This is a genomic window from Bradyrhizobium sp., assembly GCF_049586575.1.
In the GTDB taxonomy this organism is placed as follows: Bacteria; Pseudomonadota; Alphaproteobacteria; order Rhizobiales; family Xanthobacteraceae; genus Bradyrhizobium.
Map to the genome: position 1 here is coordinate 1 of NZ_JBAVCF010000003.1, position 12,138 is coordinate 12,138.

The 12,138-nt window shown below is 62.7% G+C and carries 11 protein-coding genes; 7 read left to right on the forward strand and 4 right to left on the reverse strand.

Features of this window, described 5'->3' with window-relative positions; genetic code table 11:
* Both WB528_RS00130 and WB528_RS00135 read right to left on the reverse strand, forming a co-directional pair.
* Window positions 1–234 (reverse strand): ATP-binding cassette domain-containing protein (locus WB528_RS00130; protein ID WP_423886406.1); only part of this gene is annotated, 234 nt, incomplete at its 3' end.
* A gap of 19 nt (window positions 235–253) precedes the next feature.
* Complete coding sequence (locus WB528_RS00135; RefSeq protein WP_423886407.1) at window positions 254–757, reverse strand: YaiI/YqxD family protein; 504 nt, start codon at window positions 755–757, stop codon at window positions 254–256.
* Between the two features lie 149 nt (window positions 758–906).
* Between WB528_RS00135 and WB528_RS00140 the strand changes: the two genes are divergently transcribed.
* A complete protein-coding gene (locus WB528_RS00140) occupies window positions 907–1,707 on the forward strand; it encodes a hypothetical protein (RefSeq protein WP_423886408.1) in 801 nt (266 codons plus the stop codon).
* 166 nt (window positions 1,708–1,873) lie between these two features.
* Here WB528_RS00140 and WB528_RS00145 read toward each other — a convergent pair whose 3' ends face one another.
* The gene (locus WB528_RS00145) at window positions 1,874–4,249 is read right to left on the reverse strand and encodes a xanthine dehydrogenase family protein molybdopterin-binding subunit (protein ID WP_423886409.1); all 2,376 of its coding nucleotides are present in this window, start codon (window positions 4,247–4,249) and stop codon (window positions 1,874–1,876) included.
* Between the two features lie 190 nt (window positions 4,250–4,439).
* On the opposite strand from WB528_RS00145, the gene WB528_RS00150 reads away from it, so the two are divergent.
* The 3 genes from WB528_RS00150 to WB528_RS00160 are packed head-to-tail and all read left to right on the forward strand — an operon-like array spanning window position 4,440 to window position 6,654.
* Window positions 4,440–5,507, forward strand: a complete 1,068-nt coding sequence (locus WB528_RS00150) for a Ppx/GppA phosphatase family protein (protein ID WP_423886410.1) — start codon at window positions 4,440–4,442, stop codon at window positions 5,505–5,507.
* A 6-nt stretch (window positions 5,508–5,513) separates the two neighbouring features.
* On the forward strand, window positions 5,514–6,200 hold the full coding sequence (locus WB528_RS00155) for an RlmE family RNA methyltransferase (RefSeq protein ID WP_423886411.1): 687 nt from the start codon (window positions 5,514–5,516) through the stop codon (window positions 6,198–6,200).
* A 52-nt stretch (window positions 6,201–6,252) separates the two neighbouring features.
* Window positions 6,253–6,654, forward strand: a complete 402-nt coding sequence (locus WB528_RS00160) for a GFA family protein (protein ID WP_423886412.1) — start codon at window positions 6,253–6,255, stop codon at window positions 6,652–6,654.
* A 16-nt stretch (window positions 6,655–6,670) separates the two neighbouring features.
* Here WB528_RS00160 and WB528_RS00165 read toward each other — a convergent pair whose 3' ends face one another.
* Entirely contained in the window at window positions 6,671–8,146 is a 1,476-nt protein-coding gene (locus WB528_RS00165; protein WP_423886413.1) for a DHA2 family efflux MFS transporter permease subunit, read from the reverse strand.
* Window positions 8,147–8,461: 315 nt separating this feature from the next.
* Here WB528_RS00165 and WB528_RS00170 point away from each other — a divergent pair, with 315 nt between their 5' ends.
* The 3 genes from WB528_RS00170 to WB528_RS00180 form a co-directional block, all read left to right on the forward strand.
* A complete protein-coding gene (locus WB528_RS00170) occupies window positions 8,462–8,704 on the forward strand; it encodes a hypothetical protein (protein WP_423886416.1) in 243 nt (80 codons plus the stop codon).
* A gap of 416 nt (window positions 8,705–9,120) precedes the next feature.
* Window positions 9,121–10,617, forward strand: coding sequence for an IMP dehydrogenase (gene guaB / locus WB528_RS00175; protein WP_423886414.1), 1,497 nt, complete (start codon window positions 9,121–9,123; stop codon window positions 10,615–10,617).
* A gap of 315 nt (window positions 10,618–10,932) precedes the next feature.
* The coding region (locus WB528_RS00180) for an MFS transporter (protein WP_423886415.1) at window positions 10,933–12,138 on the forward strand (1,206 nt) is incomplete at its 3' end.

Genomic DNA, 12,138 nt, shown 5'->3' on the forward strand with positions numbered 1-12,138 from the left:
ATCCGGCTCCTGCGGCAGATAGCGGATGGTCGCGCCCGGCTGCACGAAGCGGCTGCCGCTGTCGGGCTGGACGAGACCCGCCGCGATCTTCAGAAGCGTCGATTTGCCGGAGCCGTTGCGGCCGATCAGACACACGCGCTCGCCCGATGACACCGACAGTTCGACGCCTGACAACAGCGGCGTGCCGCCGAAGGTCAGCTTGATGTCTTTCAACTGGATCAGCGGAGGCGCCATGATTTTTCAGTTTGTTCTTTCAGTTCAACTCTGGTCTTGCAGCGGACTGCGCAGCGCGCCGGCGCTGGATGCGGCGGATCGCCTGATCGAGCGCCGACAGGAACGCCGAACGGTCGCGCGGTGCGAAGGATTTGGGACCGCCGGTCACCTCGCCCGATGAGCGTAGATCAGTCATCAGGTTGCGAACCGCAAGGGTCATTCCGATCGATTGTTCGGTAAACGGCTTGCCGTTCGGCGCGATCACCTCGGCGCCGGCCTTCATGCAGCGGCTGGCGAGCGGAATGTCCGATGTGATGACGATGTCGCCCTGGCCAGCGCGCTCTGCGATCCAGTCATCGGCGGCGTCCATCCCCGATCCCGCCGCAATCCGCTCGATCAGAGGATCCTGCGGCACCCGGATGAATTGGCCGGCGACCACGCTGATGGGAAGTCTATGCCGCGCCGCGACCCGGTAAATCTCCTCCTTCACAGGACAAGCATCGGCGTCGACATAGATGCGGGTGGGATTTTGGGGCGTTGTCATCGATCATGAACAGATGGGAATGGCGAGACGCGGGTGGTACCCCATCGGCTGGGGAAATGCGAGGAAAAGGCTCGCGAATGGCAGCCTTGCCAAGGCGTTCCCTTCGCGTACCATCGCCTGCGAAAAGATCGATCGAAGGGAACAGGGCGATGACGGGCCTGATCGAAATCTACCGTGTCGAAGCCTACAACACCGCGAAATTGTCCGAAAACAAGATGCACGACGATACCGTCGCGCGCCGGTTCGGGTTTAGCGGCGGTCTTGTCCCCGGCGTCGACGTCATGGCCTACATGATGCATCTGCCGGTCGCGCAATGGGGCCGCGCTTTCCTCGAACGCGGCCTGATCGAGGCGCGCTTTGTCAAGCCGGTCTATGACGGCGAGATCGCCGATATCAGGGCTAAGGAAAACAACGGTGTGATTTCGATCGAGGTCGAAAGCCGCGGCGAATTATGCGCGACCGGGACCGCCTGGCTTCCCGCGGTCGCGCCGCGTTTCGCGATCGCCGACTACGTGGAAGTCGCCGCCGTCTCGGAGCGCAAGCCGGTCAGTGCGGCCTCCTACGAAACAGGAAAATGGCTCGGCTCGATGCCGCGCACATGGGCCGGCGAGGCGGCAGACGAATATCTCAACGACGTGCGCGAGCGTGATCCAATCTACGCTCGCGAGGGGCTCGGTCATCCCGGGCTGTTGCAGCGGGTGATGAACAAGGTGCTGGTCGATAACGCCATTCTCGGCCCGTGGATTCACGTCGGCAGCAAAATGCAGTTGTTAAACGCCGCGCGCCGCGGCGATGAAATAACGGCGCGCGCCAAAGTCACTGGCAATTACGAGAAAAAGGGCCATCGCTTCGTCGAACTGGACGCACTTGTCGTCGGCAACGGCACCACGCCGCTGGCGCATTGTCACCATGTCGCGATTTACCGGCCGCGCGAGCAGGCGGCGGCGTAGGCTTTGCTTGAGGGGCAAGGTGCTCTTCAACCTGTTCGGGCGTCATAGCCCGCGAAAGCGGGGTATCCAGTAAGCCGCGGCCTCACGGCTCAATCACCGGGGCCGCTGTACTGCATCGCCCGGTCAAGCCGGGCGACGAAAGTTGTGTAAGTGGAGCGGTCGTGGCCTACGCCATCTTCTTTTTCGCATCATGGATCGCGCGCCAGACGCGCTCGGGCGTTAACGGCATATCGATCTGGGTAACGCCGAACTCCGACAAGGCGTCGAGCACAGCATTGGCCAGCGTCGAGAGCGAGCCGGCGCATCCGGCTTCGCCGCAGCCCTTGGTGCCCAGCGGATTGGACTTGGCCGGCACAGGGTGATCGCCGATCTGCATCAGCGGAATGTCCTGGGCGCGCGGCAGCGCATAGTCCATGAAGGAGCCGGTGATCGGCTGGCCGTTGCCGTCGTAGCTCACGCATTCCATGAAGGCCTGACCGATGCCTTGCGCGACGCCGCCGTGCAACTGGCCGGCCACCAGCATCGGATTCACGATGGTGCCAAAATCATTGACGCCGGTGTAGCGGACGATTTGCACGACCCCGGTCTCGGGATCGATCTCGACTTCGGCGACGTGGCAGCCGTTGGGAAAGGTCGAAGGCACCGGCCCGCTCGTGTGATCGACATCGAGCGAGGAGGGCACGTCTTCAGGCATCTTGCCGTCACGCACGCGCTTCGCCAGATCCATGATGTCGATCGAGCGGTCGGTACCGGCAATCGTGAACTGGCCGCCCGCAAATTCGATGTCGCCTTCGGCGGCTTCCATCAGGTGCGCCGCGGCGCGTTTGCCTTTTTCGATGACGAGCTTTGAGGCCTCGACGATCGCCATGCCGCTCGCCGTGATCGAGCGCGAACCGCCGGTGCCGTTGCCGGTGTGAACGAGGTCGCTGTCGCCTTGTTCGAGGGTGATGCGTTCGAAGGGGACGCCGAGCTGGGAGGCGAGCACCTGCGCGAATGGCGTGGCATGGCCCTGGCCGTAGTCGAGCGTGCCGGTGATGATCTTCACCGAGCCGTCGTTCCCGAACACAATCTTGCCGAGTTCGACGTTGGGTGGCGCGGTGACCTCGAGATAGGAGCCGACGGCGATCCCGCGCAGTTTGCCGTTTTTGCGGCTTTCCTTTTTGCGCCTGGCGAAGTTGGCGTGGTCGGAAATCTCAAGCGCCTTGTTGAACACGCCCTGGAAGTCGCCGCTGTCGTAGGTGACGCCGGAGGAGGCGGCAAAGGGCATTTGCGCGGGCTTGATGAAATTGCGTTTGCGCAAGGTGAGCCGGTTGATGCCCATCTCGTCGGCAGCGCGATCAATCAGGCGCTCCATGAAGTAATTGGCCTCGGGACGTCCGGCGCCGCGATAAGCGCCCATCAGTGTGGTGTTGGTCAGCACCGTCTTGATGTCGACCGTCATAGCCGGCGTCCGATAGACGCTGCCGATGTTCTTGCCGATGTTCAGCGACAATGGCTGCGGCGCGACCCCGGTAATGTAGGCCCCCAAATTGCCGTAGCCCGAAACCTTCAGGGCCAGGAACCTGCCCTCTGCATCGAGCGCGAGTTCGCAATGAATTTTTTGCGCGCGTCCGTGGCTGTCGGAGAGAAAGCTGGTCGAGCGTTCGTCGGTCCATTTGACCGGACGTCCGAGCACCTTCGCGGCATGCAGGATACAGACATATTCGGGATAGTTGATGTTCTTCATGCCGAACGAGCCGCCGACATTGGCGGTGAGTAGGCGCACTTTGTCGTTTGGAACCTTCAGGAGGTTCTTGGCGAGACCGACGCGATTGGCGGCGACGCCCTGGGTCGGCACCTGAATCGTAAAGCGTTCGGTTGTCTTGTCGTAGGAGGCGAGCGCCGCGCGCGGCTCCATCGCCACCACCGCAACGCGGTTGTTGAGGACGTCGAGCCGGGTGACATGCGCCGCGCTCTTGAAGGCCGCCTCGACCTTCTCGGTATCGCCAAAGTGATAATCGAGCGCGACATTGTTGGGGATGTGATCGTAGAGCTGCGGTGCGCCGGGCCGGGCCGCTTCTTCGGGGTCGGTGACCGCGGGCAGCGGATCGATGTCGACCGTCACCGCTTCGGCCGCGTCGCGGGCCTGCACCAGCGTTTCCGCGACCACAAAGGCGACGGGGTCGCCGACATAACGCACCTTGTCGGTCATCAACGCGGTGCGGTTGGTCTGGTGTAGCGGCGTGCCATCGCGGCTCTTCAACGGCAGCGCGCAGGTGAACGGGCCGTAGCCGGCCGCCACCAGATCGGTTCCGCTCCACACCCCGAGCACGCCGGGCATGGCCTTGGCGGCTGATGTGTCGATGCCACGGATCACCCCGTGGGCGTGGCTGGAACGGACGATCCAGGCATAGGTCTGCCCGGGTAGATTGAAATCGTCGGTATATTTGCCCTTGCCGCGGACGAGCGTGTCGTCCTCCTTGCGGCGGACCGGCTGTCCGACCCCGTATTTTTGCACCGCAAGAGCGTTTTCGAGGGACGCCGGGGAGGTGTGATCTTGCATCGAAAATACCTGAAATCGTCGATTTTTGCGAGTTTTGCCGCCTGCATCCCAGATAGACCACCCCCCGCCGGACGACAACGTCTGATTGGGCATGGTCCCATGTAGAGGGTTGTTGCGCCGCCCTTAATCGAGCTAAAGTTTTAGCCGAAACGCTATTCCTCGTCGGCTTTTGGGCCGGGGAAAGACATTTATGACGGAAGATACGCGGGCTCGCGACGACGCGGCGTCGCGCGGTAGCTCGACCATACCGGTCGCGGCCGATGCCGCAGACGCCAGGTTAGTACCGGGGACCGAGGTTTATGCGGCGCTGGACCTCGGCACCAATAACTGTCGCCTGCTGATCGCATGCCCCACAGAGGACGGGTTCCGCGTGGTCGATTCGTTCTCGCGGATCGTGCGCCTCGGCGAAGGCATCTCGACCACGGGCTGCATCAGCGACGCGGCGATCGAACGTGCGATTGCGGCCTTGAGCGTTTGCCGCGACAAGATCAGGTCGCGGAAAGCGCGTAGGCTGCGGCTGATTGCGACCGAAGCCTGCCGGGCGGCTTCCAACGCCGAGGGCTTTCGTGACCGGGTGGCCGCAGAGACCGGAATTCGTCTGGAGGTCATCAATCGCGAGACCGAGGCCGGGCTTGCCGTGATCGGTTGTTCGCCGCTGATCGACCCGCAGGGACGCGGCGCCATCCTGTTCGATATTGGCGGCGGATCGACCGAACTGGTGCGGATCGAGCGCGATCCCACCGTCGCGGGCGCCACGCCACGCATCAAGGGATGGATGTCGATCCCCCTTGGCGTGGTCACCCTCGCCGAACATTTCGGCGGCCGCGATGTCACGCCGCAGTGTTATGCCGCCATGATCGACGAAGTCGCTCGCCATGTCGGGCCGTTCGCCGCCGAGCACGCTCGTGAGTTGGCCGGCATGCACCTGCTCGGCACCTCCGGCACGGTGACGACGCTTGCCGGCATTCATCTCAATCTGCATCGCTACGACCGTCGCCGGGTCGACGGAATCTGGATGAGCGACGATGAGATCTCCGCGAGCATCGCGCGGCTGTTGCGCATGAGCTACCAGGAGCGCGCCGCCAATCAGTGCATCAGCGTCGAGCGCGCCGATCTGGTGCTGGCCGGCTGCGCCATTCTCGATGCGATCCGCCAGGCGTTTCCCCTGCCGCGACTGCGCGTCGCCGACCGGGGCCTGCGCGAGGGCATGCTTGTGGAGATGTTGCGCGAGGACGGCGCGCTGAGCGCCGGCCGATAGACACACATGGCGAAAGACACGACCGGACGGCTTCATGTCACCGTCAAGACCGGCGGCAAGCGCAAACTGTCGTCAAAACTCTGGCTGGAACGCCAGCTTAACGATCCCTATGTGACCCGCGCGAAGCGCGAGGGCTTTCGCTCGCGCGCGGCCTTTAAACTCACGGAGATCGACGACAAATATCATCTGCTTAAATCCGGCATGACGGTGGTCGATCTCGGCGCAGCACCCGGCGGCTGGAGCCAGGTCGCCGCCAAGCGAATCGGCCTTGCGAACGGCAAGGGTAAGGTGGTGGCGATCGATCTTCTCGAAATGCCGGAGATTGCGGGTGTGGCGTTCGCGCAGCTCGATTTTCTTGCCGCAGATGCACCGGAGCGTCTGATCGCGATGATGGAGGGGCGCGCCGATGTCGTGATGTCCGATATGGCCGCTAACACCACGGGGCACCGCAAGACCGATCAGTTGCGGATGGTCGGCCTGATCGAAACAGCGGCGGCGTTTGCTGCCGAGGTGTTGAAACCAGGCGGGACTTTTCTCGCGAAAGCCTTTCAAAGCGGCGCCGATGCCGAATTGATGGTTCTATTGAAGCGCGATTACGCGAGCGTCCGCCACGTCAAGCCGGCGGCGAGCCGGCAGGATTCCTCCGAGCGTTATGTGCTGGCCACGGGATTTCGGGGCGCGCAGAGTTCCTAAATAAGTTCGTCATGGCAGGCTCGTCCGGCCGAGTAGTCATCGGGAGGTGCGCATGTTGCGTGGAAGCTGCCTGTGCGGCGGCGTTAGGTACCAGATCGATGGACAACTATCCGGTGCCATGAATTGCCATTGCTCGATGTGCAGGAAGGCGCAAGGAAGCGCCTTTCGCAGCCGGGCGAGCGTGAGATCGGCCGACCTCAAATTCGTGCAGGGCGAGGAGCTTCTTACCTTTTACGAATCGTCACCTGGGAATCACAGGGGGTTTTGCCGGGTGTGCGGCTCGCCGATCCTGAGCAAGTTCGACGCTCACCCGAGATACTACGGCTTGCCTTTAGGCGCGTTGGATGACGATCCGGGCATCCGACCGAAGCTCCACGTCCACGTCGCCAGCAAGGCTCCTTGGTTCACGATCACCGATGATCTTCCGCAACTGCCTGGAGCGCCGCAACAATGACGGGCAGCGAAGCGTCTCACCCCAACCGCTGATCCCGCGCGTTCTGCGTTTCCTCGCTCGCCACCTTGACCGCAGCGGAGGCCGCGCCCTTGCGGCTGGAAATCTCGACTGCCTTGCGACCGGAGATTTCGTGGCCTGCATCGTCAGGCATTTGCCAGAACAAAAAGGCCGACATCGTCGATATCGCGGCAACCACGAGGAATGCGGGAGCGAACATATCCGCGGTCAATTCGCTCATGTGGCGTATCCATAAAGCGGATTCCACCGAGAAAGCGCCGATCGCAATCCCGGCCGAAACCGCGAGCTGCTGGTTGACGCTGACGAGCGTGGTGGCGCGGCTCATCTGCGCCGGCTCGACCTCGGCATAGGCGACCGTGTTGATCGCGGTGAATTCGAGCGAGCGGAAGAAACCGCCGACCACCAGAATGATCGCGATCAGCAGCAGTGGCGTCGTCACCGTAAAGAGCGCACAGGCGGCGAGGAAGACCGAACTGATGACGGCGTTGATTGTCATCATGTTGCGGAACCCGAAGGTTCGGATGATGCGGGCCGCCAGCGTCTTCATGCCCATGGCGCCGACGGCGGAGGCAAACGTCACCAGTCCCGAGCGGAACGGTGAGAGGCCGAAGCCGACCTGCATCAGCAGCGGCAGCAGGAACGGCAGCGCGCCGATGCCGACTCGAAACAGGAAACCGCCGACGATACTGGCGCGCATGGTCGGTAGCCGCAGCAGACCAAAATCGAGCACAGGAGAGGCGGTGCGCCGGGCATGGATGACATAGAGCGTCATCGAGATCGCCCCGACCGCGATCAGGGAAGCGACGACGCTCCATGGCAGGAGATTGAGGCCGGCCACCGAGAGGCCGAAGGCAATGCCGGCAACCCCGATGCCGGCCAGCACCATCCCATAAAGATCGAAAGGCTCGGGATTTTCGCTTTTGATCGGATCAATGAAGCGTAAAGCCATGAAGATGCCGAGCAGCCCGATCGGGATATTGATCAGGAAGATCCAGTGCCAGGAGAAATAGGTGGTGATGAATCCGCCGAGCGGCGGCCCGACCACCGGACCTACCATCGCCGGCACGGTGACCCAGGCCATCGCGTTCACGAGCGCGCTTTTGTCGATCGAGCGCAACAGCACGAGTCGTCCGACCGGCGTCATCATCGCCCCGCCGATGCCTTGCAGCGTGCGTGCGATCACGAAATCGGTCACCGATCCCGACAATGCACAGCCGATCGAGCCCGCCATGAAGACAGCGACGGCTCCGGAAAACACCAGTCGCGGACCGAAGCGGTCCGCGGTCCAGCCGCTCGCCGGGATGAACACGGCAAGCGCAAGAAGATAGGACGTGATGGCAAGCTTGAGGGTCAGCGGACTTGTGCCGATGTCTGCGGCGATCGCCGGCAGCGAGGTCGCGATGACCGTCGAATCCATGTTTTCCATGAACAGGGCGGTGGCCACGATCAGCGGGATCAAACGTTGTTTGTTCATTGAGATTTTTTGTGAGAGTGGGAACTTTTCGGGGGAGTTCCGCCTTTAACTTATGGTGAATGGCACGGAACCTGGGGATCATCTCAGTTAATCTTTGATTTCAATGCTTTCTCGGCAGATGCTCCCAAAAGGCTTCGTCGGGTGTTTGTGGCGATTTTGTGCAGAAACGTTAATGCGCTACGGCCTGCATAGCTCATGCGCTCGACATGCTTGATACGGGGTTGTACCTCGGTAAGCGTTATGGGACCTAGCCGCAGCACGAGCTGTGTTGCTCAGCATTTCCCGTATCAGTTTTTGGAGAAGGAAAGACCCGCAATGGGGTTTCGTTTGTTGTTCATTCTCGCGGTCCTCTTTGCAATGGCTCCCGCTGAAGCCTCCGCCGAGGGCATTTTTCATCGCGCATCCTGCTCGGTCGTTCGTTATTACGTCGCCAAGTACAGCGCGTCCATGGCTGAAGCCTGGGCACGGAGCAAGGGCGCTAGCGAAGCTGAAATCGAATCCGCGCGGCGCTGCCTTGATGGCCATTCGCGCGTTCGTACCGCACAGGATTTCCGCTAGCGGTCAGATTCTAACATTCGCATCCCTGCTCAACGGACACTTTTGCGAATGCTGGAATCAAAGGACCACCGGCAAATATAAGTCTCTCGTGGCTTCAGGATTTGACATCGCCTTCAGCGTTCGCCGCCAGGGGGCGAACGAATGTCAAATCCGCTCCACTAAGTTGAACGAGAAGTGATCCGCGGGATGTGCCTCAAGGGCATACCCGCGGTTCTTTTTTGTCGCCGCGATGAGGGCGGCTGTGGGCGCACCGTCGAGATGCGGATTTGGCCCCTTTGATTCGTCATGGTGGCGTGCTATCGACCACCGCCAACCCTACCGATGGGCCCTGATTCGACGGCGAAGCACGCTTCGCCGGCGGTATTGGCTCATCCCGGGATCTTACGCGGCCCACGAGCCGCTGGATGGAGTTGGTAATGGCGCAGGTGCAGGGACTTCAGACGATCAGCGAAGCCTTTACGTTCGACGACGTACTCCTGAAACCTGGTCTTTCCGACATCCTGCCCTCTGAAGCTGACATCCGCTCGCGCGTCACCCGCGCCATCCCGCTCAACATTCCGATCATGGCTTCCGCCATGGACACCGTGACCGAAGCGCGCATGGCGATTGCGATGGCGCAGGCCGGCGGCATTGGCGTCATTCACCGTAATTTCGATGTCGAGGGACAGGCGGGGCAGGTCCGTCAGGTCAAGAAGTTCGAGTCGGGCATGGTGGTCAACCCGCTCACCATCGGACCGGACGCGATGCTGTCGGATGCGCTCGCGCTGATGAGCGCCCACGGCTTTTCCGGAATTCCGGTTGTTACCGGCGGCGGCGAGGGGCGGCCGGGCAAACTGGTCGGCATTCTCACCAACCGCGACGTGCGCTTCGCCACCGACCCGAAGCAGAAAATCTCTGAACTGATGACGCACGAAAACCTCGTGACCGTGCGCGAGGGCGTCAGCCAGGACGAGGCCAAGCGCATGCTGCATCAGCATCGCATCGAAAAGCTTTTGGTGGTCGACGATCGATATCGCTGCGTCGGCCTGATCACCGTCAAGGACATGGAAAAGGCTGTCGCCCATCCGCTCGCCTGCAAGGATGCGCAAGGGCGCCTGCGGGTTGCGGCCGCGACCACGGTCGGCGAGGGCGGTTTCGAGCGCACCGAGCGGTTGATCGATGCCGGCGTCGATCTGATCGTGGTGGATACGGCCCACGGCCATTCGGCGCGGGTGCTGGAAGCGGTCAACCGCATCAAGCGGTTGTCCAACGCGGTGCAGGTGATCGCCGGCAATATTGCGACAAGAGAAGGCGCGCAGGCGCTGATCGATGCGGGCGCCGATGCCATCAAGGTCGGCATCGGCCCGGGTTCGATCTGCACCACGCGGATCGTCGCGGGCGTCGGCGTGCCCCAGCTCACCGCCATCATGGATGCGGTCGAGGCGGCGAAGAAGGCCGACGTGCCCGTGATCGCCGATGGCGGCATCAAGTTTTCGGGCGATCTGGCGAAAGCGCTCGCCGCCGGCGCCGACATCGCCATGGTCGGTTCGCTGCTCGCCGGCACCGACGAGACGCCGGGCGAAGTGTTTCTGTGGCAGGGCCGCTCGTACAAGGCCTATCGCGGCATGGGCTCGGTCGGCGCGATGGCCCGCGGCTCGGCCGACCGCTACTTCCAGCAGGACATCAAGGATACGCTCAAGCTGGTGCCAGAGGGCATCGAGGGGCAGGTGCCTTACAAGGGGCCGGTCGCCAATGTCATGCATCAGCTCGCGGGCGGCCTGCGCGCCGCGATGGGCTATGTCGGCGCGCGCAATCTCGCCGAATTCCATGAAAAGGCACAGTTCGTGCGCATTACCGGCGCGGGCCTACGCGAAAGCCACGTCCACGACGTGACGATCACACGCGAAAGTCCGAACTATCCGGGCGGCGCGTAGGCTACGATTTTCCAACCGTCGTCCCGGCCAAGCCACCGGGTCGCGCGAATGCGCGCGCAATGACAGGCTCCGCGCGAGCGGCGGCCGATGTTAAAAGTGGCATTAAGCTGGAGCCCCCAGCTCGCCTGACAACCACTGCCTGTGGTTATGGGTCTCCGCCTTCGCGGGGACGACCAAAACAGATAGACCGGCACGCATTCCTCAACTCGCCGCATACGCATCATGCAACATGGCGTATGGGGGGAGCCCCGCTTCCATAGTACATCCGCCAGCGTGGCGGCGCAGTGCCGCCATTTCGCTGGAGAGGTCTGCCGGATGTTGCAGGAGGTCAAGGTCGCAAAGCCGGCGTCATCGTTCGCGATGGACGGTTTGCCGCCGCAGCGCCGGCGATGGGCGGTGGCCGCGATCTTTACGGCGATCGCGATGGCTTCGCTCGATACCGCGATCGCCAACGTCGCGCTGCCGACGCTCGCGGCCGACTTGCATGTGAGTCCGGCGGATGTGGTCTGGGTCGTCAACGTCTATCAGATTGCGCTGGTGGCGACGCTGTTGCCGCTGGGCGCGCTCGGCGAGATCGTCGGCCACCAGCGCATTTATCTCGGCGGACTTTTGTTGTTCACGATTGCCTCGCTCGGGTGTGCCTGTGCCTGGTCGCTGCCGAGCCTTCTGGTCGCACGTGTATTGCAAGGCGTCGGCGCCAGCGGTCTCATGAGCGTCAACTCGGCGCTCATCCGTTATATCTATCCGAGCCGGATCCTCGGCCGTGGCTTTGGCTATAACGCGATGGTGGTTGGCACCGCCTTCACCTTCGGGCCGACGATCGCCTCCGGCATTCTGGCGCTGGGGACCTGGCCGTGGCTGTTCGCGGTCAATATTCCCTTCGGCCTGACGGCGATCGCGATCGGGATGCGAACCCTGCCGTCGACGCCGCGCGCCGACCATGCCTTCGATTTTCTCGGCGCGCTGATGGCGGCGATGTGTCTTGGTCTCGTCATTCTCGGTGTCGGCAGCGCCGCGCACCGGGCCCCGCTTGGTTGGGTATCGGCCGAGCTCGTCATAGGCATCATGCTTGGGCTGATTTTAATTCGCCGTCAGGCCGACCATCCAGCGCCGATGCTGCCGATCGACCTGTTTCGCCGGCCGATGTTTGCATTGTCGGCCGCGACTGCCGTCTGTTCGTTTGCGATCCAGGGGATCGGCTTCGTGTCGCTGCCGTTTTACTTCGAGGATGTTCTGCACCGGACGCAGGTCGAGACCGGCCTGTTCATGACGCCGTGGCCGCTGGTGGTTGCGATCATGGCGCCGGTCGGCGGCCGCTTGAGCGATCGTCATCCGGCGGGGTTGCTCGGCGGCCTCGGCCTGGCCCTGCTCGGGATCGGCATGGCGTTGCTTGCGACGCTGCCGGCCTCGCCCAGCATCGTCAATATCGTCTGGCGCATGGCGGTCTGCGGATTGGGATTCGGCTTCTTTCAGACGCCGAACCTGCGAGCGATCATGTCGAGCGCGCCGCCAGATCGCAGC